Origin of the sequence: Arenimonas daejeonensis, assembly GCF_007993735.1 — a bacterium.
In the GTDB taxonomy this organism is placed as follows: domain Bacteria; phylum Pseudomonadota; class Gammaproteobacteria; order Xanthomonadales; family Xanthomonadaceae; genus Arenimonas; species Arenimonas daejeonensis.
In genome coordinates, this window is sequence record NZ_CP042453.1 from 2,839,306 (window position 1) to 2,861,538 (window position 22,233).

The following is a 22,233-nucleotide window of genomic DNA, read 5'->3' on the forward strand; positions in this document are numbered from 1 at the left end:
AGCCCCTCCCCCTGCTCGCGAGCCAGCGCCCTTCTCCTCCCCCTGCCTGCAGGGGGAGGCCGGGAGGGGGTGCAACTTCGGAGCAAGACCTCACCCCTCCCCAACCCTCCCCTGCCAGCAGGGGAGGGAGTCCATCACTTGACGGTGATCGTGATCACTTCGGAAGCCACCACCGGATCATGCGGAATATGGCTGTGGTCGCCCACCAGCAGCTGCAGCGTGTGTTTGCCCGGCGCCAGCGTCACCGTGGTCTCGGTCTGTCCCTTGCCGAAATGCAGGTGCCTGGCGTCGTTGGGGATGGGCTGCCCGGCCGGCGGCAGCGGCGCATCCACGATCAGGTGGTGGTGTCCCGTGCCTTCGATGATGGCGCCCGCCGGTGCAACGCCCATGCCGCGCAGTCCGAACCGCACGGTCACCGGGCCACTGACGGTGGCGCCGTCTTCCGGGCTGATGAAATAGACCGCGGCGTCCGGCGGTGCCGGCGTGCGCGGCAGTTCGGCGGCGAAGGCCACGCCGGCCAACAGGCCCAGCGCGATCAGTCCATGGCGGATGCGGTTCATGGCGTGACTCCCGTGGCGATGAAGGCGCACATCGTAACCGTGTACGCGTTGGCTCCGGGTCAACGGTCCGGCTGCGGTAACATGACCGCCGATCCTGTCCCGCCCGGAGTCGCGGATGCCCGTCCGTTCAGCCGTCCTGCTCGCCTGCCTGTGGCTGCTGCCCGTGTGCGCCCACGCGGCCGCGACGCCGGTACCCACGTCCGGTCCCGAGCCTGCCGAAGCCGCCGCACCGGCGCCGCGCGTACTGCTGGTCACCAGCCTGGGCGAGATCACGATCGAACTGGACGCCGTGGCGGCACCGCGCACTGTCGAGAATTTCCTGGCCTACGCCCGCGACGGCCACTACAACGGCACGGTCTTCCATCGCGTGGTGCCCGGCCTGCTGGTGCAGGGCGGCGCGTTCACACCCGACCTGCAGCAGAAGCCAAGCCGCACGCCGGTTCCCAACGAAGCCGGCAACGGCCTGTCCAACCGCCGCGGCACGGTGGCGGCAGCGCGCGACCGCGGCGTCAGCGATTCGGCCACCACGCAGTTCTTCATCAACCTGGCCGACAACCACCACTTCGACCGCCAGGACGGCGACAGTCCCTACACCGCCGGTTACGCGGTGTTCGGCCGCGTGCTGCAGGGGCTGGACGTGCTGGACCGCATCGCCGCGCTGCCGACTTCGGCACGCGGGCCGTTCCCGGGCTGGGTGCCCGACACGCCGGTGTTGATCGAACGCGTGCAGGTACTGGCGCCCGCCGCACCCGTCGCTCCCGTCGACGTGGAGCCGACCACACCATGACCGTGCTGTTCGTGTCCGACCTGCACCTGGATGTTTCGCGCCCGGCCATCACCTCGCTGTTCCTGGACCTGCTGGCGGGCGAGGCGCGCCAGGCCGAGGCGCTGTACATCCTGGGCGACCTGTTCGAAGCCTGGGTAGGCGACGACGACCCGGGTGAACCGGGCGCGTCGGTGTGCGCGGCCCTGCGCGCGCTGGTGGACAGCGGCGTGCCGGTGTACCTGATGCGCGGAAACCGTGATTTCCTCTACGGCCAGGGCATCGCCGAACGTTGCGGCGCGCGGCTGCTGCCCGATCCTTGCGTGGTGTCGCTGGCCGGCCGTCCCACCCTGCTGATGCACGGCGACCTGCTGTGCAGCGACGACACCGCCTACCAGGCGTTCCGGCGCCAGGTACGCGACCCGGCCTGGCAGGCGAACTTCCTGGCGCAGCCATTGGCCGCACGCCAGGCCTTCGCGGCGCAGGCGCGCGCGGCCAGCAAACAGCACCAGTCGGGTATGTCCGAAGCCATCACCGACGTGAATGCCAGCACCGTGGAAAACACGATGGCCGCCTACGGCGTCGACCGCCTCATCCACGGCCACACCCACCGCCCCGCCATCCATTCCTTCGCGGTCAACGGCCACCCCGCGACCCGCGTCGTGCTGGGCGACTGGTACGAACAGGGCTCGGTGCTGCGCCTCTCCGAAGACGGTCTGGCCCTCAGCGCGCTCTAGCTTCTGCCCCCTCCCCTGCCTGCAGGGGAGGGCTGGGGAGGGGTAAGTACTTGCCGGAAAATCTCCGCAAGCACGTCATCCGTCTTCAACAACACGTCATGATTCCAGAACCGAAGCACGCGATACCCCGCGCCTTCGAGTATCTCCGTGCGCCGCAGGTCGTATTCGCGGGCGTCAGCATGCTGCCCGCCATCAAGCTCGATGACCAAACGGGCTTCAACACAGGCGAAGTCGGCAATGAAGCCGACTATCGGGTGCTGGCGGCGGAAGCGCAGGCCAAGCAGTTGGCGGTTTCGCAGATGACGCCATAGGCGCCGCTCGGCGTCGGTGCTGCTGTTGCGCAGGGTTCTGGCGAATTGTCTGATTCCTGGCAAGTGCTCACCCCTTCCCGGCCTCCCCCTGCGGGCAGGGGGAGGAGAATGGGGGATCTGGCGAAAACCGGATGTCGGAAAACGTCGCGTGGCGACGTGGAGAATCCGCGCTTCAGTCGATGAGTTCGGGCGTCGGCCGGAAACCGCCGACTTCGAATTCGAACACGGGCACCAGGTGGCCCGAGCGCGGCAGCTTGATGCGGACCTGGCGGGCTTCGCGCATCGCGGCCAGGAAACGGTCGCGTTCCTCGATGAACAATGCCGGGCCGGTGCCGGTGTCGGCGGGGTCGCCGGTGTAGTCCTGCGGTTCGCCGTCGTCGAAGCGGATCTCCAGCACGCAGGGCGAGCCGCATTGCAGCGCCTGCTGGGTCAATACGAGGTAGGCGCTGTCGCCCCAGTCCGGGTGGCGACGAAGGATCAGGCGCGCATCGGGAATCGCGACCGGCGTGCCTTCCTCGGCATACGGGTCGGTTTCGACGCGGCTGTAGATCGCGGCGGTGTGCTGGGTGCCGCCGCCGGCCGGAATGGACTGGTATTCCCACAGGCCCACCAGGCGCCGCTGTTCGCGCATCTTCTCGGCTTCGGCGCGCACTTCGTCCAGCGTTTCGCGCATGGTTTTCGCGGCGGCGGTTTCGCCGTGGCGCTGGCGCAGCTCGTTGCCGCGGGCTTCGGCGATTTCCCAGTCGCCGTCGGCGCGGGCGGCCTCGTAGGACGCCAGCAGTTCGGCACCTTTGGTCTCGTCGAACGCCGGGTCTATCTCGGCGGGCTGGCAGGCGGACAGGGCGAGCAGGCAAGCGAGCAACAGGATTCGGATCATCGTTTCGGCTCCATGGCTTCGAGCAGGCGCATCTCATCATCGCCGAAACCGGCGGCGGCGCGCGCCGGGCGGTTGAACGGACCACGCACCGAGCTGCGCGCGACTTCGCGCACCAGGCGGATGAATTCGCGCGCGGGCGCCAGGCCCTCGCGTTCGCAGCACCAGTGGTACCAGCGGCTGCCGGCGGCGACGTGCGCGACTTCCTCGCGAAGGATCAATTCCAGGATCTCCGCGGAGGCGTTGTCGCCGTTGCTGCGCAGGCGCGCGATCATTCCCGGCGTCACGTCCAGCCCGCGGGCCTCGAGCACCCGCGGCACGAGGGCCATGCGCGTGAGGCAGGAATCCGCGGTCTTTTCCGCCATTTCCCACAACCCGTTGTGCGCGTCGTGGTCGCCATAGGCGGCGCCGAGCTCGGCCAGGCGCGCGGCCAGCAGCGCGAAGTGCCGCGCTTCGTCGTCGGCCACGCCGACCCAGTCGGCATAGAACTCCACCGGCATGCCACGGAAACGGTTAACCGCATCCCAGGCCAGGTTGATCGCATTGAATTCGATGTGGGCGATGGCGTGCAGGAAGGCCGCACGGCCTTCGACGGTGCCCATGCCACGCTGGGGCACGTCACGCGGATGCACGAGCCGCGGCTTTTCCGGGCGACCCGGTGCGGCGATCAGCGCCGGCGGCGATGCATCCTCGGGAACAGACAGGGCACCGGCGCGGAACGACGCGGCGGCTTCATGCGTCAGGGCGACCTTGGCCGCCGGGTCGGCTTCGGCGAGGCAACGCTGGGCGGCGTCGAACAGGGAATGCATGCGCAGGTGCCGCGCCCGTACCTCAGGACGCCTTGCGCTTGCGTTTGGCCTCGTCCGAACGCAGCTGCTTGATGCGTTCGAAATACCCGGCCTCGATGCCGGTGACGTATTCGCCGCTGAAGCAGGAGCTGTCGAACTTCTTTCCCGGGAACTTCGGACCCGCCACGGCGGCCTCGAGGTCAGCCAGGTCCTGGTAGATCAGCCAGTCGCAGCCGAGCAGCTTCTCGATCTCGGCCTCGCTGCGGCCGTGCGCCACCAGTTCCTCGGCCGATGGCATGTCGATGCCGTAGATGTTCGGATGCCGCACCGGCGGCGCCGCGGACGCCAGATACACCTTCCTGGCGCCGGCATCGCGCGCCATCTGCACGATCTGCTGGCTGGTGGTGCCGCGCACGATCGAGTCGTCCACCAGCAGCACCACGCGGTCCTTGAACTCGAGCGGGATCGGGTTGAGCTTGCGGCGCACCGATTTCACGCGCTCGCCCTGCCCCGGCATGATGAAGGTGCGGCCGACGTAGCGGTTCTTGATGAAACCCTCGCGGTACTTCACGCCCAGCACGTTCGCGATCTCAAGCGCGGCGTCGCGCGAGGTGTCGGGGATCGGGATCACGGTGTCGATGCCGTGGTCGGGCCGCAGGCGTTGGATCTTCTGGCCCAGGGTCACGCCCATGCGCATGCGCGCCTTGTGCACCGAGATGTTCTCGATCATCGAGTCGGGGCGGGCGAAGTACACGTATTCGAAGATGCAGGGCGCGTGTTCCTTCGGCGCCGCGCAGACCTCGGCGTGCAGCTGGCCGTTGCCGGTGATCACCACCGCCTCGCCCGGCTGGATGTCGCGCTCGCGCACGAAACCCAGGATGTCCAGCGCCACGCTTTCCGAGGCCACCGCGTAGTCGGTGCCGCCATCGGCGCGCTCGCGCTTGCCCAGCACCAGCGGCCGGATGCCATGGGGGTCGCGGAACGCGACCAGGCCCAGGCCCAGCACCATGCTCACCACCGCATAACCGCCGGTGCAGCGGCGGTGCACGCCGGCGACCGCGGCGACCGCGGCCTGCGGCGTCAACGCGCCCTGGGCCTGCAGTTCATGCGCGAACACGTTCAGCAGCACTTCGGAATCGGACTCGGTGTTGACGTTGCGCTTGTCCTGCTCGAACACCAGGCGCCGCAACGCGTCGGTGTTGATCAGGTTGCCGTTGTGCGCCAGCGCGATGCCGTAGGGCGAGTTGACGTAGAAGGGCTGGGCTTCATCGGAACCTTCCGAGCCCGCGGTCGGGTAACGGCAGTGGCCGATGCCCACGCGCCCGGTCAGCAGCGCCATCGCGTCCTCGTCGAAGACTTCCTTCACCAGGCCATTGCCCTTGTGCAGGCGCACCTTGTTGCCGTCCATGGTGGCGATGCCGGCCGCGTCCTGGCCGCGGTGCTGCAGCACCGTCAGGCCGTCGTACAGGGCCGCCGCGACGTCGCTGGCGCCGGCGATTCCGATGATGCCGCACATGGTTCAGGTCTCCGAAACAGGGGGAGCGACCGCGTCCGGCGGTTCGCTTGAAAGGGTCGGCTCGGTCGCCTCGGGCGGCGCCTCGAACCGGATCAACCCGGCCGCCTCGGGCGGCAGGAACGTCACCATCCACTCGGCGCCACGCTGCACGCCGGGCAGAAAGCGCGACTGCGACCACCAGGCGTCCTGCGGCACCGGCGTGAAGCCGAGCAGCATCACCGCCACGCAGGCCAGCACCAGCCCGCGCGCCAGGCCGAAGCCCAGGCCCAGCACCCGGTCGGTGCCCGACAGCCCGGTGTTGGCGATCAGCTTGCCGATGCCCCAGGTGGCCAGGCCGCCCAGGATCAGCACGACCAAGAACACGCCGGCGTAGCCGAGGAACAGGCGCGCCGAGGGTTCGGAGACGCCGGTGAAATATGCGGCCACATCGGCGCCGAACCCGATCGACAGCCAGAACGCAGCGATCCACACCGTCAGCGACAGCACCTCGATCACGAACCCGCGCCACAGCCCGACCGCCATCGAAATGGCCAGCACGCCCAGCAGCGCGAAGTCGGCCCAGTTCAGCATCGGCGGCAGACTCGGTTCACGGATGCGGGACGACGATCGCGTCCTTCAGGCCCAGCTTCTCGACCACCGACGTACGCAGGCGGTCGGCGGCGGCACGGTCGGCTTCCGGGCCGACGCGCACGCGCCAGACCGCACCGCGGTCGGTGTTCACGCGCTGGTGGAAAGCGACGAAACCGGCGGCGCGGGCACGGTCGCGCAGGGCGTTGGCGTCGGCTTCGGAACTCAGCGCACCCAGCTGCACGGCGAAGCCCACGTCGGCGGCCGCGGCAGGCCGCGACGCCGGAGCGGCCGGCGTCGAGGCCGCGCTGGCCCCGCATCCAGCGCGACCACGGTCGCCGCCCCACCGGCGACACCTTCCACGCGCAGCCGCGCCGCTTCCGCGGCGGTGCGTTCGGCATACGGCCCCACGCGCAGGCGCATGGCCGGCTTGCCGTTCACGTCCACCGACTCGCTGGTCAGCGGCAGTCCCTGCGCGCGCAGCTTGTCGGCCAGGGCGCGGGCGTTGTCCAGGTTGGAGAAGCTGCCGACATTGACCATGTAACGTCCGCCGGCGGTGGCCACCGGCAGCGGTGCGGCCGGGGCCGGCGGCGTGGCGGCGACGGGTGCCTGAGGGGCCGGCGCAGGTTCCGGGGCGGCCGGCGTGGGCGGGACTTCGCCGGTCGCGGCGTCAACCGCCACCTGCGGCGCGTCGTCGGGTACAGCGGTTTCTTCCGACAAGGGCTCGCTGCCGCCCACCGGGCGGCCATCGGGGCCGATGGTGACCAGCGCGTCCGGGTCTTCACCGGCGGCGGGGCGGGTGGTGTCCAGGCCCAGTACACCGTCTTCGGAGGTGACCGGCGCCGGTACCGTCAGCGGCAATTCGCGGGTCTCGAACTCCTGGTCGGGCGCGGCCGGCATGTCCAGCGGAACCTGGGCGGCATCGGGCTCAGTGGTCTCGGGGCCCTTGAGCAGCATGGGCAGGAAGATCATGGCCAGCGCCACCAGCACGGCGGCGCCGATCAGGCGCTGTTTCAGGGCGGAATCCATCGGGATTTCAGTCCGGCCGGGAGAGGCGCGAATTATAGCCGGGATGCCACCCCGCCCGGTTCATCCCACGGCCAGTGCTTCAGCGACGGTGTGGAAAGAGCCGAACACCAGCACACGCCCGTCCGGGCCGGCCTGCCGGGTGGCCGCCGCCAGCGCGTCGGCCAGGCTGCGGTGCGGGTACAGGATCTCGGCCGGCAGGTGCTCGCCCAGGCGCCGCGTCAGTTCCTCGACCTCCAGGCCACGCGGGCCGGCGTCGGTGATCGGCCCCAGGTGCCAGGCCAGCAGGTACGGCGCCACCGGCGCGCTGATGCCGGCCAGGTCCTTGTCGGACAGTGCACTGAACACGGCGACGGTGGGTTTCGGGTGTTTGGCCAGCCAGTCGGCCAGTTGCCGGGCACCCTGCGGATTGTGGGCGACGTCGAGCACACGTTCGGGCGAACCGGGCAGGCGCTGCAGGCGGCCGGGGCACGCGCCGTGCGCACGCCTTCGCGGATCGCGACATCGGGGATGGCCAGGTCAAGGGCGCGCAGCGCGGCAATGGCCGCAGCGGCATTGCCGCGCTGGGCGGGGGCTTCGAGCGCCGGTTCGGGCAGGTCTATCTCGTAGCCGGGCTCGCGCCAGCGCCAGCCCTCGTCCAGCAGATCGATCAGGTAATCGGAATGGCCGCGGATGGCGAAGGCGCCGATGGCGTAGGCACGCCGCAGCACCGAGGACGGCGGATCCTTCTCGGCCAGCACGCAGGGTCTGCCCGCGCGCAGGATGCCGGCCTTCTCGGCGCCGATGCTTTCGCGGTCGTCGCCCAGGTAGTCCTGGTGATCCAGGTCCACCGTCGTGATCACCGCAACGTCGGGGTCGACGATGTTGGTCGCATCCAGGCGGCCGCCCAGCCCCACTTCCAGCAGCGCCAGGTCCAGGTCCGCGGCCTCGAAGAGCAACAGGGCTGCCAGCGTGCCGTATTCGAAATAGGTCAGCGGGATGTCGCCCCGGGCCGTCTCGATGCGCTCGAACGCCGACACCAGTTGTCCGTCGTCGGCATCGGTGCCGTCCACCCGCACCCGCTCGTTGTAGCGCAGCAGGTGCGGCGAGGTGTAGGCACCCACGCGCAGGCCGGCGGCACGTGCGATCGCCTCCAGGAAGGCGACCGTCGAACCCTTGCCATTGGTGCCGGCCACGGTGACCACCTGCCGCGCGGGACGGCCGAGGCCGAGCCGGTGCGCCACTTCGCCTATCCGCTCCAGGCCCATGTCGATGGCCTTGGGGTGCACGGCCTGCTGGTATTCGAGCCACTGGTCGAGGGTGCGCTTCATGCCGGTATTATCCGCCCCGCCCGGCCCCGGATGGCAGGGGGCGACACCGGAATGCGTTGTTCCCGCACATGGCCCTGCACACCAGCACCCTCGTCACCGCCGCACTGCTGATCCTGGGCATGTTCGGGTTCGCTTTCGTCGCCGCGCCGCATTCCTGCGAATGGGGGCTGAAGGCCTACGTCCTGACCGGCATCGCCGTGGCGCTGGCCGTGGCGGCGCTGCCCTGGCTGCTGGAAACCCAGGCCACCCCTGGGTGGCGCGCCCTGTTCAGCGTGGTTTTCATGGGGGTGGCGGTCGCGGTCTGGATCGGCGGGCTGTTCGCCGCCAATGTCCGGCTGATGTGCCGGCTGTTCTGAGCCTTCGCGGCGCAATGCCGGGCGGATTCCGGCCGGAGCCGCGCCTGGGCCGGTGGCTCAGCGGTTAGACTGACGCCATTCCCACGCCGAGCGCCCCCATGGCCAAGCCCAATTATTCCTTCGAGAAGCGTCAGCGCGAACTCGCCAAGCAGAAGAAGAAAGCCGAAAAGGACGCCGAGAAGGCGGCACGCAAGCGGGCCGGCGAACCGGCCCCGGCGTCGGAAACCGACGACGAGACCCCGGCGCCGTCCGGCGACTGAGCGTCGGCGCGACACCCGCACCCGCGGTCATGCTTCGCGCCCGCCCGGTGCTGCGCGCCCATCGCCCCGGCGATACGGCCGCCGTGGTGGCCCTGTTCCGCGCCGCCGTGCACGAAACCGCCGCTTCGCACTACGACACCGCCCAGCGCAACGCCTGGGCGCCGGTCGACCTGCAGGCCGCCGACTGGGAAACGCGCCTGGCGGACCAGCACGTGCTGCTGGCGGAATGCGACGGCGAACTGGCCGGCTTCATCGCCTGGGACGACGACGGCCTGGTCGACCTGCTGTTCACCGCGCCCACGTTCGGACGTCGCGGCATCGCCACCGCGCTTTATCTGGAAGCGGAAACGCGCATGCGCGCCGCCGGCCTGCGTGAAGCCAGCACCTTCGCCAGCCACGTGTCGCGCCCGGTGTTCGAACGGCAGGGCTGGCGGGTCGTGCATGCACAAACCGTCCAGCTCGATGGCGTCGGGCTGGAGCGGTTCAGGATGTGCAAGGCGTTGCCACCGGCTTCGGACTGAAGCCGGGATCTCGCCGCGTCACAACGCCCGGTGCACCGCTTCGCCGAACAAGGCGGTGTGGTGGTTGCAGTCGTTCAGCCGCACCACTTCCAACGCTTCGGCCGACGGGCCCTCGAGCAGATTGATCGTGGTCGGCGCCTGCCGGAAGGTCCACAGCCGCGACAGCGGCAGGCCGAGGATTCGGCACAGGATCACGCGGTTGACCGCGTCGTGGGCCACCACCAACAACGTGTCGTCGGTGCCCAGGCCGGCGCAGGCGCGCTGGAAGGCGGGCCAGGCGCGGTCCAGCACTTCGACGATCGATTCGCCGCCGGCGCCGGGCATCTGCACCGTCTCGGGCGTCTCGCGCCAGGCGCGCAGGCGCACCGGGTCGCGCTCGCGGATCTCCGCGGCCAGCAGGCCTTCCCAGTCGCCGTGCGCGATTTCCTTCAGTCCTTCATCGAAGCGCAACGTGGCGGCGCGCGCCTCACCCAGCGCCAGCTCGGCGGTGCGCCGCGCGCGCGACAGCGGCGAGGCGATGGCGCGGGCGATCGCGACGTCGGCCAGGCGTTCGCCCAGCAGGCGCGCCTGGCGTTCGCCGTTCTCCGACAGCGCGATGTCCATCTGGCCCTGGTAGCGGCCTTCGGCGTTCCAGGGCGTTTCACCATGGCGTGCGAGCAGGACCTTCATCAGACCTGCTCCATCGCCACGATGCCCGGGATGCCGCGCAGCGACGCCAACTGCGCCTCCGGAACCTCGCGGTCCACGGTGATCGCCGCCACAGCACCGCCATCGCCGGTCGCGCCGAGCGAGAAGTTGACGATGTTCACGCCCGCCGCGCCCAGGTGCGAACCAACCAGGCCGATCACGCCGGGTTTGTCCTCGTTGCGCATCAGCAGGATGTGCGCCAGCGGGTCGAAGTCGAGTTCGACACCGTCCAGGCGCACCACGCGCGGGCCGCGGTGCAGCGTCGCCTCGATCTCGCGCGTGGCGCCACCACCTTCGACGCGGATGCGCAGCAGGCGGTCGAAACCGTCGCCGTCGCCGCCGAGCGTTTCCGCCACTTCCAGGCCACGCGACACCGCTTCATGCAGCGCGTTCACCGGCGTGACGCGACCGGAGGCGGGCCCCAGCAGCGACGCCACCAGCAGGCGCGTCAGCGGCCGCGTATCCAGGCCTTCGGTGCGACCGGCGTAGGTGACGTGCAGCTTCACCGGCGCGGGCACCAGCTTTGCGGCGAGCTTGCCCAACGCCGTCATCAGCGGCATCCATGGCCCGACCTCGCGCGCGGTTTCCGGCGTCAGCGGCGGCAGGTTGACGCAGCCGGCGACCGCGCCGGTGGCGACGAAATCGATGATCTGCCGCGCAAGAATGGTGCTCACCGCCTGCTGCGCCTCGCCGGTGCTGGCGCCAAGGTGCGGGGTCAGGATCAGCTTGGCATTGCCGCGCAGGGCCGAATCCTTCGGCAACGGTTCGGTGGCGAAGGTGTCGAGCGCGGCGCCGCCGAGGTGGCCTTCGTCCAGCAAGGCCAGCAGCGCGTCCTCGTCCACCAGACCGCCGCGGGCGGCGTTGACCAGGAACGCACCCTTCTTCATCGAACGCAGGCGCGCTTCGCTGAGCAGGTTGGTCGTTTCCTTGGTGCGCGGGATGTGCAGGGTGACCACGTCGGCCCAGGCCAGCAGGTCGTCCAGCGCCATCAGCGGCACGCTGCCCTTTCCGGCCGCGGACGCCGGCAGGAAGGGATCGTGCGCGGCCACTTCCATGCCGATGCCCTGGGCCTTGCGCGCCACGGTGGCGCCGATGCGGCCGAGGCCGATCACACCGAGTTTCTTGCCTTCCAGCTCGAAACCGGTGAGGCCCGCCTTCGGCCATTCGCCCGCTTTCATGCCGGCGTCGGCGCGCGGAACGTGCCGCGCCAGGGCGAACAGCAGCGAGATCGCGTGTTCGGCCGCGGCCAGCGTATTGCCGTCCGGCGCGTTCATCACCGCGATACCGCGGGCGGTGGCGGCCTCGACGTCGATGGTGTCGACGCCGGCACCGGCGCGGCCGATCACCTTCAGCGCGCCGGCCTTCACCAGCGACTCGGCCGACACCTGGGTCGCGGAGCGCACCAGCACGGCATCGAAACCCTCGAGCTTCGCGGCCAGGGCCTTGGCGTCCTTGATCGGTTCGGACACTTCGACCGTCCAGCCCGCGTTGCGGAACAGTTCCAGGCCGTCTTCATGGATGCCATCACAAGCCAACACGCGCATACACCATCTCCTCGGATCAACAGCGGTGGGAGACCGGTCCGCACGCCCCGGGCGGGGCGCAACGGCCGGGCTCGGGATTCAGATCGCGGAAACGCCAGCACCCGCCGGAGCGGGGGCTTGGGTACGCAGGAAATCCACCGTCTGCCGGCGCACGGACGTGCGGGCAAGGAGAAACGACGCCGAAGGGCGGTCGAATCGCGCTGTTGCGCTGTGACCATCAGAAAACCGGAACGGCTGAACGGAACCGGTTTGTCCGCGGGTCTGGAGACGGGGCTTCATGAGCATGGGAGTCCAGGACCAACGAGTTCACCTTACCGTTTATCGCGGCCGAAAAACCGCCCCGTTATGGCCCACCCCAGATAGCGAGCCTTGTCTCTTCTTCGGCTCCGCCGAAGCACCCCCTCCCAACCTCCCCGCAAGCGGGGGAGGAGCAACAAAGCCCCCCTCTCCCAACCTCTCCCACAAGGGGAGAGGAGAAAAGCAGGACCCCATGACCAATGACCTACCCCCACCCCCGCAAACCCCCTAACCTCGGCAACTTCACCCGCCCCGGACCCCGCCATGACCCTGCGCCCGCTCGCCCTCGCCCTCTCGATCACCGTCGCCCTCGCTGCCTGCCAGCAGGCCGACGCACCCGCTGAAACCGCCGCTGCCCCCGAGGCGCCAAAACTCACCATCGATCTGACCAAGGTCGCCCAGCAGCCGATCTCGCTGCAGGCCGCCGACCTCGACACCAACATCCAGGCCTGCCAGGACTTCAACGGTTTCGTGAACTCGAAGTGGCTGGCCGCCAACCCGGTGCCGGGCGATCGCACGGTCTGGGGCGCCTTCGCGGCCCTGGGCGAACGTTCGCTCCAGGTCCAGCACGAACTGGCCAAGGCCGCCGCGGCCGGCACCTGGGACACCGGCACGATGGAACAGAAGGTCGGTGACTTCTTCGCCGCCGGCATGGACGAAGCCAAGATCGAAGCCGCCGGCATCGCGCCGCTGCAGCCCGAACTCGACCGCATCGCCGCGCTCGCCGGCAACGCCGACATCCCCGCCTACCTGGGTGATGCCTACGCCCGTGGCCAGGGCATGCTGTTCGGCTTCTTCGCGATGGCCGACTACAACGACTCCACCACCAACATGGCCTACGCCATGGGGCGGGCTGTCGCTGCCCGAGCGCGCCTACTACCTGGAAGACCGCGAGGACTACAAGACCGCGCGCGCCGCCTTCCTCGAACACGTCGCCAAGGTGCTGGTGCTGGCCGGCGCCGACACCGAAACCGCGAAGGCCCAGGCGCAGCAGGTGCTGGACTTCGAGACCCGCCTGGCCAAGGCCTCGCTGGGCCGCGTGGACCTGCGCGACCCGGCCAAGCGCTACAACCCGGTCGCCCTGGCCGACGCCGACGCCAGCACGCCGAACTTCAGCTGGACCGCCTTCTTCACCGCGCTCGACGTCGACGCACCCGCCACCTTCTCGCTGGCCACGCCGAATTTCTTCAAGGAATTCGACGCCATGCTGGCCGACGTGCCGCTGGACCAGTGGCAGACCTGGCTGCGCTTCCGCGCCATCGACGGCGCCTCGCCCTACCTGAGCAGCGCCTTCGAGCAGGCCAATTACGAGTTCTACCGCAAGACCCTGGCCGGCCAGGCGCAGATGCAGGAGCGCTGGAAGCGCGTGCTGGCAGCGCTCAACGGTTCGATGGGCGAAGGTTTCGGCCAGATCTACGTCGCCCAGGCCTTCCCGCCGGAATCCAAGGCCAAGATGGAAGCGCTGGTGCAGAACCTGATGCAGTCGCTGAAGGGCCGGCTGGAGAACCTGGACTGGATGAGTGCCGAGACCAAGGCCAAGGCGCTGGAAAAGTGGTCCAGCTTCACGCCCAAGATCGGTTACCCGGACAAGTGGCGCGACTGGAGCGGCCTGCAGGTTTCGCGCGAAAGTTATGCCGACAACCTGATCGCGGCGGCGGCGTTCAACACCCGCTTCAACCTCGACAAGATCGGCAAGCCGGTGGACCGTAGCGAGTGGGGCATGAGCCCGCAGACGGTGAATGCGTATTACCGTTCGACCGCGAACGAGATCGTGTTCCCGGCGGCGATCCTGCAGCCGCCGTTCTTCGACGCCAATGCCGACGACGCGCTCAACTACGGCGGCATCGGCGCGGTGATCGGCCACGAGATGCTGCACGGTTTCGACGACCAGGGCAGCAAGTTCGACGCCACCGGCAACATGGCCAACTGGTGGACGGACGCCGACCGCGCCAAGTTCGACGCGGCGGCCGGCAAGCTGGCGGACCAGTACAGCGGTTACGAGGCGCTGCCGGGGCTGTTCGTCAACGGCCGGCTGGGCCTGGGCGAGAACATCGCCGACCTGGGCGGTGTGACGGTGGCCTACGACGCGCTGAAGCAGGCGCAGGGCGAGGGGTTCACCGACCCGATGATCGACGGCTACACGCAGGACCAGCGTTTCTTCATGAACTGGTCGACGGTGTGGCGCGTGGCGTTCACCGAGGCGCAGCTCAAGCAGCAGATCACGGTCGGTCCGCATTCGCCGGGCATGTTCCGGGCGATCGGTCCGCACCAGAACCTGCCGGCCTTCGCCGCGGCGTTCGGCTGCAAGGAAGGCGACAAGATGGTGCGCCCGGAAGCCGACCGCGTCGTCATCTGGTAATCCACGCGGTTCCGACAACCCCGGGCAGTCCGCTGCCCGGGGTTTGCTGCTGCGCAAGCAGATCAAGTGCTCGTGGTCGTCTGATCCGGCGTGCGCCGCCCGCATCGGTAGTGACCCCTGCCCGGTCGCACGCGAGCGGCATCCTGCCCAGCTAACGACCGGCCGTTACGGCATCCTGCCTCCACTTCAGGGGTCACTACCGATGCGTGCCGTCGCCACGACTCATCTCCGCGGGCCGTTGAAACCCCGCTCGTGCCCTCCGGTCACGAAGAGCCTGCATGTCGCAGGTTGCGAGCTTCCCGGATTCGATAACCCGGCCCGGAAACGTCACAGGCCGTCGTGCGAGGGTCGTTTTCCGGGGTTTCGAAAACATGGACGTTTTCGAAAAGCCCCCATGGATGGGTTCACGGCGTCCCCGGGAAACGACCCTCGTGCGGCGGCCTATCGCCAGGAACGATCCCGGCATACGCCGAACCATCCACCCGCGAGCAAGACAGCTTTTCGTAGGGCAAAGCCCACGTCCCGTGACCTTCGACCTATGTCGCGACCCGGCCGAAGGTCCAGAATCAGCGGTCCGCCGCGCTGCCGACGGCCGAAACCCACCAACCGCCCCGCGGGGCTGGAGCCAAACGTGACCCTTCGCTCGATCAAACCCCTGACCCTGGCCCTCGCGGTCACCGTCGCCCTCGCCGCCTGCCAGAAGACCGAGGCTCCCGCCGAGACCGCCGCCACCCCCGAACCGGCCAAGCCGCTGGTCGACCTGGCCACCCTCAAGACCCCCGTCATCTCCTTCCAGGCCGCCGACCTGGACAGCAACATCGCCGCCTGCACCGACCTCAACGGCTTCGTCAACGGCAAGTGGCTGGCCGCCAACCCGGTGCCGGCCGACCGCACCACCTGGGGCAGCTTCGAACTGCTGGCCGAACGTTCGCTCGAGATCCAGCAGAAGCTGGTCGAGAACCTGGCCGCGCAGACCGACGCCAGCGGCACCGCCAAGCTGATCGGCGACGTCTGGGCCACCGGCATGGACGAGGCCACGATCAACGCCGCCGGCCTGACCCCGATCCAGGCCTACCTCGACGAGATCGCCGCGCTGGACTCCGCCGAGTCCATCGCCGCCCTGATGCGCGTCAGCTACGCCCGGGGCCAGGGTTTCGTGTTCGGCTTCGGCCCGAGCCCGGACTTCAAGAACTCCACCATCAACATCGCCTACGCCGGCCAGGCCGGCCTGGGCCTGCCGGACCGGGAGTACTACTTCGACGACAAACACGCCTCGGTGCGCGAGGCCTACGTCGCCCACATCGGCAACATCCTCAAGCTCGCCGGCGCCGACGAAGCCACCGCAACGGCCCAGGCCAAGGACGTGATGGCCTTCGAAACCCGCCTGGCCAAGGTGTCGATGTCCAGCGAGGAACTCTCGCGCGACGTGTCCAAGTACTACAACCCGGTGTCGATCGCCGACGCCGATGCGCTGACCCCGAACTTCAAGTGGTCGACCTTCTTCGAATCGCAGGGTCTGACGCAGCCGGAGATGTTCTCGCTGGCCCAGCCCGACTTCCACAAGGAAGTGAACGCGATGCTGGCCGACGTGCCGGTCGCCACCTGGCAGGCCTACCTGCGCTACCAGACCATCGACTCTGCCGCGCCGTTCCTGGCCGACGAGTTCGCGCAGGAGAACTTCAACTTCTACGGCAAGACCCTGCGCGGCCAGCAGGAGATGCAGCCGCGCTGGAAGCGCGTGCTCAACACCATCAACGGCCAGATGGGCGAAGCCCTGGGCCAGGAGTACGTGGAAGTCGCGTTCTCGCCGGAAGCCAAGGCGCGCATGCAGACCCTGGTCGGCAACCTCAGTGAGGCCCTGAAGGCGCGCATCGAGGGCCTGGACTGGATGGGCGAGGACACCAAGGCCAAGGCACTCGAGAAGTGGGCCGCCTTCACCCCGAAGATCGGCTACCCGGACAAGTGGCGTGACTGGAGCGGCCTGCAGACCGCTCGCGACAGCTATGTCGGCAACCTGATCGCCGCCAGCGAGTTCAACTACAAGTTCAACCTCGCCAAGATCGGCCAGCCGGTGGACAAGACCGAGTGGGGCATGAGCCCGCAGACGGTGAATGCGTACTACAACCCGCTGGCCAACGAGATCGTGTTCCCGGCCGCGATCCTGCAGCCGCCGTTCTTCGACGCCAACGCCGACGACGCGCTCAACTACGGTGGCATCGGTGCGGTGATCGGCCACGAGATGATCCATGGCTACGACGACCAGGGCAGCCGCTTCGATGCCAAGGGCAATTTCGAGAACTGGTGGAGCGAGAAGGACAAGATCGGTTTCGAGGAACGCACCGGCAAGCTGGTGGCGCAGTTCGACGCCTACGAGTCGATCGAGGGCCTGCATGTGAACGGCAAGCTGACCCTGGGCGAGAACATCGCCGACCTGGGCGGCCTGGCGGTGGCCTACGATGCGCTCCAGCGCGAGCTGCAGACCAAGAAGGTCGCGGAGATCGACGGTTACGGTCAGGACCAGCGCTTCTTCATGAATTGGGCCACGGTGTGGCGCCGCAACTTCAAGCCCGAGGAGCTGAAGGTGCGCCTGACCACGGATCCGCATGCGCCGGCCAACTTCCGCGCCATCGGCGCGCCGTCGAACCTGCCGGCCTTCGCGGCCGCCTTCGGCTGCAAGGAAGGCGATGCGATGGTGCGTGCGGGCGACGCCAAGGTCGCCATCTGGTAAACCCTGCGGGCCCAAAGCCCTGTGGAATCAACGGCCCGGCTTGTCCGGGCCGTTCTTTTGTCGGGTATCCGGGCCGGCAACACCGGGGAAGTGGATGCCTCTTTCTGCGAAATATAAGGCCTCACTGAGCAGAAAGAGGTATCCACTTCCCCGGTGATGACGGCGCCAGATCCCCACGCCCCCAGACGACACAGGCGACGCCCAAGGCCCCCGGCGTTGGGGCAAGCAGGCAACGGGCGCTAGAATCCCCTCCCCCTCGTGGAGTCCCCGATGTCCTCTCGCCTCCGTCCCCTGCTCACCCCCTGCTCGGCAGCCTGCTGCTGACCCTGGCCGCCGCCCCTGCCGCCGCCCAGCGCGCACCGGCCGCCCCGCAGGCCTGCACCGACTTCTACGGCCACACCAATGCCGCCTGGCTGGCGCAGAACCCGCTGCCGGCGAACCAGGACCACTTCAGCCGCTGGGACCAGCTCAATGCCCTGGGCCTGGTCCAGCGCAACCAGGTGCTGGACGCCACCACCGCCCCCGCTGGCGCCACCGTGTCCATGCGCCTGGCCGACCTGTTCGCCAGCGCCGAGGACGAGGCCGCCATCGAGGCCCTGGGCGCCAAGCCGCTCGAGCCGCTGCTGGCCATCGTCAACAAGATCAAGCGCAACCGCGACATCGCCCCCGCGATCGCCGCCCTGCACGCCGCCGGCCTGCCGGTGCTGGTGGACCTGCAGGTGCTGCGCGACAACCGCGGCAACCCCTACGCCCAGGTCGGCCCGGCCGGCATGGGCCTGCCCGACCCGGGTTTCTACGGCAGCGCCGACCCGCTGGTGCAGCCGGTCGAGCAGAAATACAGCGCCGCCGTATCCGAATGGCTGCGCCTGACCGGCACCCCGGCCGCCAAGCTGGCCGAACAGTCCGGCCAGGTGCTGCAGATGGAGCGCACGCTGGCGCAGTCGGTGCTGGCCACCGAATCCTTCACCGTCATGCAGACCCCGGACGCCGCCAAGGTCGCCGGCGCGCTCGAGCTGGAGAAGCTGCTGGCCGCGCACGGCCTCAAGGCCACCCAGGTGGCGATGTCCGGCCCGGGCTTCTTCCAGGCCCTCAACCAGCTGATCGCCAAGACCAAACCCGATCAGTGGAAAACCTACCTGCGCGCGCATGTCGCCCGCGAGATGGCCCCGACCCTGGGCAAGGCGTTCCACGAGCCCTGGGTCCAGCTGTATGAAGTGACGCTCGCCGGCCAGACGGCGCCGACGCCGCGCGCCACCCGTGCCCGCTGGGCGCTGGAGGCCCGCGTACCGGAATTCCTGGACGCGGCCTACACCCAGCGTTTCCTGCCGGTACCGCGCCAGCAGCGCGCCAAGGCCATCGCCGATGCCGTGAAGGCCAGCGCGCTGGCCGCGGTCGAGCGCGCCACCTGGCTCAGCGCCGAGGGCAAGGCCGGCGCCCGCCAGCGCCTGGAAACGATGGTGGTGCAGGTCGGCAGCGAAGTGCCGGACAACGTCTTCGACGACCTGCGCTTCGAACGCGACAACCTGCCCGGCAACGTGCTGGCCCTGCGCCGCTGGCTGATGAAGTACGCGCTGGTGCGCGCCCGCTTCGCCTGGCCATCGGAACAGTGGCAGCCGCTGGTGGCCTACCTGCCGCAGGAAAACCGCCTGCTGGTCACCGCCGCCACGCTGCAGCCGCCGCTGCTGGACGACGGCGGCAGCGCCGCCGACTTCGGTGGGTTCGGCGCCCTGGTCGCGCAGCAGATGAGCATGGCGCTGCAGGCCTGGAACGGCGCCGATGCCGCCGCCTGGAGCACCCGCGCCACGCCGTTGATCGCGCAGTACAACGCCTATTCCGCCACCGGCGGCGTCACCAGGGTCAACGGTGGCCGCAGCTTCGTGCAGAACCAGGCCGACCTGGCGGGCCTTGAGCTGGCCTGGGATGCGCTGAACGCCCGGGGCAAGCCCGACGCCAACGCCGCCAAGGCCTTCTTCACCGGCTGGGCGACGATCTGGGCACGCCAGGACAAAGCCACCGCGCTCGCCGCGGCGCAGGCCACCAGCGACCATGCGCCGGCCAAGTGGCGGGTGAACGGCCCGCTGGCCAACCTGCCGGCGTTCGCCGAGGCCTATGGCTGCAAGGGCCGCGTGGCCATGCAGCGCCAGCCCAAGGAGCAGGTCGCCCTGTGGCGCTGACGTGAACAGTTTCGCGCCAGGACAGCGCTGGTTCTCCAGCGCGGAGCCCGAGCTGGGCCTGGGGACCGTTTTGCGCCTGGCCGGGCGCCAGGTGCAGATCGTGTTCACCGGCACGGGCGTCGTGCGCATGTACGCGCTCGGTTCGGCGCCGCTGCTGCGGGCGGTGTTCCGCCCGGGCGAGCGCGTGCGCATCGGTGGTACCGACAAGACGGTGGAACGCGCCGAGCTGCGCGAGGCGCTGATCCATTACCTGTGCGACGGCCACCTGCACGCCGAAGGCGAGCTGGATGCCGAACAACCCGTGTCGCAGGCCGACTCGCGCCTGCTGTCGGGCCGGGTGGACCGCAACGACCAGTTCGAATTCCGGCGCGAATGCCTGCAGCGTCGCGCCGAGGCGCGCGCGCATGCCGGCTGGGGCGTGCTGGGCGCACGCATCGATTTGATCCCGCACCAGCTGCGTGTCGCCGGCATGGCCGGCGAACGCCGCCCGCCGCGCCTGCTGCTGGCGGATGAAGTAGGCCTGGGCAAGACCATCGAAGCCTGCCTGATCGCCGCCCAGCAACTCGCCAGCGGCCGCGCCCGCCGCGTGCTGGTGCTGGTGCCGGAAAGCCTGGTCAACCAGTGGTTCGTCGAACTGCTGCGCCGGTTCAACCTGCCCTTCGCCATCTACGACGAAGAGCGCTGCGAATCGCTGGAGATGACCGAGCCGCAGGCCAATCCCTTCGAGGACGAACAGTGCGTGATCGCGGCGGTGGACTGGTTGTCCAGCCATGAAAAACGCGCGCGCCAGGCATTGGCCGCCGGCTGGGACCTGTTGCTGGTGGACGAAGCGCACCACCTGGTGTGGACGCCGGAGTTCGCCAGCCCGGGTTATGCGCTGGTGGAAGCGCTGGCCGCGCGCACGCCCGGACTGCTGTTGCTGACCGCCACCCCGGAACAGTTGGGCCTGGGCGGCCACTTCGCCCGCCTGCGCCTGCTCGACCCCGCGCGTTACACCGATCTGGAAGCCTTCCGCGCCGAATCGCGCGGTTATCTCGAACTCTCCGCCCTCGCCGAACGGTTGCTCGACGGCCAGGCCCTGACCACCGGCGACATGCAACGGCTGGCTGCGCTGTTCCCCGACGAAGGCGACGTGCTGGCGCAGCGTCTGGGCCGCATCGCCAGCGGCGACACGACCGAACGCGACGCCCTGCTGGCCGACCTGGTGGACCGCCACGGCACCGGCCGGGTGATGGTGCGCAACCGGCGTGCGGCGGTGGGCGGTTTTCCGGAACGCCTGCCGAACGTCAGCGTGCTGCCCGAACCCGAAGATCCCACCGTACTTGGCCGCCTGCGCGCCGAGTTCGCGCACGACGTCGGCGACACCGACGACGAACCCGCGCACGATTACGCCCGCGATCCGCGCACCGACTGGCTGCTGGGCATCTTGGACGCTGTGGCGCCGGCCAAGGTGCTGCTGTTGTGCCGCTCGCGCGCCAAGGTGCAGGCGCTGGAGGAAGCCCTGCGCCTGCGCAGCGGCCTGGCCGTGGCGCGTTTCCACGAAGACATGAACCTGCTGCAGCGCGACCGCAACGCCGCCTATTTCGCCGACCCGGAAGGCGCGCGCCTGCTGATCGCCAGCGAGATCGGCGCCGAGGGTCGCAACTTCCAGTTCGCCCAGCACCTGGTGATGTGGGACCTGCCGCTGCACCCGGACATGCTGGAACAGCGCATCGGCCGCCTGGACCGCATCGGCCAGCGCGGCGACGTCAACATCCACGCCGCCGCGGTGGAAGGCAGCGCGCAGGAAGTGCTGCTGCGCTGGGTGCACGAAGGCCTGGACGCGTTCCGCGGCGTGTTGGCCGATGGCCGCGAACTGCTGCGCGCCTTCGGTGCCGAACTGCTGCAGCTGGCCGAACAGGATGCCGACGCACGCGAACCCGCGCTGACCGAGCTGATCACCCGCAGCCGCGACAAACACGCCGAACTGGCGCGCATCATCGCCGACGGCCGCGACCGCCTGCTCGAACTGGGCAGCCGCGGCGAGGGCGGCGGCGAACTGCTGGCCGCGCTGCAGGAAGACGACCGCCACGCGGCCATGGACGACCACGCGCTGCGCCTGCTGGAAGCCTTCGGCGTACACAACGAACCGCTGGCGCCCGGCCTGTGGCTGCTCGATCCCGAACACGTCACCGTGGACGGCTTCGAGGAACTCAAGAACGGCCCACGCACCGCCACCTTCGACCGCGCCACCGCGCTGGCGCGCGACGACCTGCTCTACCTGCGCGCCGACCACCCGCTGCTGCTCTCGGCCGGCGAACTGCTGGTCTCGGGCGAAACCGGCAACGCCGCCTTCCCGGTGGACGACAGCCTGCCGCCGCGCACCGTGGTGATGGAGGCGGTGAACGTGCTCGAGTGCGTCGCGCCGCATGGCCTGGACATCGAACGTTACCTGCCGCCGGCGCCGCTCAGCGTCGCGGTGGACACGCGCCTGCAGCTGCGCCCCGACTTCGCGCCCGGCGAACGTGCGCGTCTGCGCGCGGGCGACCGCGTGTTCGACCTCTCGCCCCAGCGCAAGGTGCTGGCCGCGCTGGTGCCGCCGATGCTCGAACGCGCACGCGAGGAAACCCAGGTCGCCGCCCAGGCCCGCATCGCCGAGGCCATGGCCCGCGCCGATGCGCTGCTGTCGAACGAGATCCAGCGCCTGCGCGCCCTGGCCCGGGTCAACCCGGCCGTGCGCCCCGAGGAGATCGCGGCGCTGGAGAAGGAACGCGAAGCCGTGCTGTCCGCCCTGCCCACCGCCCGTCCACGCCTGGACAGCCTGCGCCTGGTGGCCAGCACCGACTTCCTGCAGCTGCGGCGCTGATTCTTCCGGG

The 22,233-nt window shown here is 69.5% G+C and carries 16 protein-coding genes and 3 pseudogenes; 9 read left to right on the forward strand and 10 right to left on the reverse strand.

Going from position 1 to position 22,233, the window contains the following annotated elements:
- Positions 1-134 precede the first annotated feature (134 nt).
- Positions 135-560: a DUF4399 domain-containing protein gene (locus FRZ33_RS14015; RefSeq protein ID WP_146910374.1), complete on the reverse strand. Its 426-nt coding sequence runs from the start codon at positions 558-560 to the stop codon at positions 135-137.
- A 115-nt stretch (positions 561-675) separates the two neighbouring features.
- On the opposite strand from FRZ33_RS14015, the gene FRZ33_RS14020 reads away from it, so the two are divergent.
- Entirely contained in the window at positions 676-1,347 is a 672-nt protein-coding gene (locus FRZ33_RS14020) for a peptidylprolyl isomerase (protein ID WP_146910376.1), read from the forward strand.
- Complete coding sequence (gene lpxH, locus FRZ33_RS14025; RefSeq protein WP_146910378.1) at positions 1,344-2,060, forward strand: UDP-2,3-diacylglucosamine diphosphatase; 717 nt, start codon at positions 1,344-1,346, stop codon at positions 2,058-2,060. Before FRZ33_RS14020 ends, lpxH begins: the two co-directional genes overlap by 4 nt.
- Here lpxH and FRZ33_RS14030 read toward each other — a convergent pair.
- The 7 genes and pseudogenes from FRZ33_RS14030 to folC form a co-directional block, all read right to left on the reverse strand.
- On the reverse strand, positions 2,057-2,434 hold the full coding sequence (locus tag FRZ33_RS14030) for an endonuclease domain-containing protein (RefSeq protein ID WP_146910380.1): 378 nt from the start codon (positions 2,432-2,434) through the stop codon (positions 2,057-2,059). The two genes, lpxH and FRZ33_RS14030, sit on opposite strands and share 4 nt — an antisense overlap.
- 109 nt (positions 2,435-2,543) lie before the next feature.
- Positions 2,544-3,248, reverse strand: coding sequence for a hypothetical protein (locus FRZ33_RS14035; RefSeq protein WP_146910382.1), 705 nt, complete (start codon positions 3,246-3,248; stop codon positions 2,544-2,546).
- Complete coding sequence (locus FRZ33_RS14040) at positions 3,245-4,054, reverse strand: ferritin-like domain-containing protein (RefSeq protein WP_146910383.1); 810 nt, start codon at positions 4,052-4,054, stop codon at positions 3,245-3,247. The genes FRZ33_RS14035 and FRZ33_RS14040 overlap by 4 nt, the downstream gene beginning before the upstream one ends.
- Positions 4,055-4,076: 22 nt before the next feature.
- On the reverse strand, positions 4,077-5,549 hold the full coding sequence (purF, locus tag FRZ33_RS14045; protein ID WP_146910385.1) for an amidophosphoribosyltransferase: 1,473 nt from the start codon (positions 5,547-5,549) through the stop codon (positions 4,077-4,079).
- 3 nt (positions 5,550-5,552) lie between these two features.
- A complete protein-coding gene (locus FRZ33_RS14050) occupies positions 5,553-6,119 on the reverse strand; it encodes a CvpA family protein (protein WP_146910387.1) in 567 nt (188 codons plus the stop codon).
- Positions 6,120-6,135: 16 nt separating this feature from the next.
- A pseudogene (locus tag FRZ33_RS14055) lies at positions 6,136-7,145 on the reverse strand (SPOR domain-containing protein).
- A 60-nt stretch (positions 7,146-7,205) separates the two neighbouring features.
- Positions 7,206-8,452: pseudogene (gene folC / locus FRZ33_RS14060) on the reverse strand (bifunctional tetrahydrofolate synthase/dihydrofolate synthase).
- A gap of 68 nt (positions 8,453-8,520) precedes the next feature.
- Between folC and FRZ33_RS14065 the strand changes: the two are divergent.
- The 3 genes from FRZ33_RS14065 (at position 8,521) to FRZ33_RS14070 (ending at position 9,589) form a co-directional block, all read left to right on the forward strand.
- A complete protein-coding gene (locus FRZ33_RS14065) occupies positions 8,521-8,808 on the forward strand; it encodes a hypothetical protein (RefSeq protein ID WP_146910389.1) in 288 nt (95 codons plus the stop codon).
- Between the two features lie 98 nt (positions 8,809-8,906).
- On the forward strand, positions 8,907-9,068 hold the full coding sequence (locus FRZ33_RS15555) for a hypothetical protein (protein ID WP_174754981.1): 162 nt from the start codon (positions 8,907-8,909) through the stop codon (positions 9,066-9,068).
- A 29-nt stretch (positions 9,069-9,097) separates the two neighbouring features.
- Positions 9,098-9,589 (forward strand): GNAT family N-acetyltransferase, encoded by a 492-nt coding sequence (locus FRZ33_RS14070; protein ID WP_146910400.1) that lies wholly within the window; start codon positions 9,098-9,100, stop codon positions 9,587-9,589.
- A gap of 18 nt (positions 9,590-9,607) precedes the next feature.
- On the opposite strand, the gene FRZ33_RS14075 is transcribed toward FRZ33_RS14070, so the two are convergent.
- Together FRZ33_RS14075 and serA are read right to left on the reverse strand one after the other, a co-directional pair.
- Positions 9,608-10,258 (reverse strand): histidine phosphatase family protein, encoded by a 651-nt coding sequence (locus tag FRZ33_RS14075; RefSeq protein ID WP_146910402.1) that lies wholly within the window; start codon positions 10,256-10,258, stop codon positions 9,608-9,610.
- Positions 10,258-11,820, reverse strand: coding sequence for a phosphoglycerate dehydrogenase (gene serA / locus FRZ33_RS14080; protein WP_146910404.1), 1,563 nt, complete (start codon positions 11,818-11,820; stop codon positions 10,258-10,260). Before serA ends, FRZ33_RS14075 begins: the two co-directional genes overlap by 1 nt.
- Positions 11,821-12,381: 561 nt before the next feature.
- Between serA and FRZ33_RS14085 the strand changes: the two are divergent.
- From FRZ33_RS14085 to rapA, 4 genes and pseudogenes are all read left to right on the forward strand, one after another.
- Positions 12,382-14,476, forward strand: a pseudogene (locus FRZ33_RS14085) (M13 family metallopeptidase).
- Between the two features lie 631 nt (positions 14,477-15,107).
- Positions 15,108-17,204 (forward strand): M13 family metallopeptidase, encoded by a 2,097-nt coding sequence (locus FRZ33_RS14090; RefSeq protein ID WP_174754983.1) that lies wholly within the window; start codon positions 15,108-15,110, stop codon positions 17,202-17,204.
- A gap of 326 nt (positions 17,205-17,530) precedes the next feature.
- Positions 17,531-19,378 carry a M13 family metallopeptidase gene (locus FRZ33_RS14095; protein ID WP_227978358.1) on the forward strand — a complete coding sequence of 616 codons (1,848 nt, stop codon included), beginning with the start codon at positions 17,531-17,533 and terminating at the stop codon, positions 19,376-19,378.
- 1 nt (position 19,379) lies between these two features.
- The gene (gene rapA, locus FRZ33_RS14100; RefSeq protein ID WP_227977921.1) at positions 19,380-22,223 is read left to right on the forward strand and encodes an RNA polymerase-associated protein RapA; all 2,844 of its coding nucleotides are present in this window, start codon (positions 19,380-19,382) and stop codon (positions 22,221-22,223) included.
- Positions 22,224-22,233 lie beyond the last annotated feature (10 nt).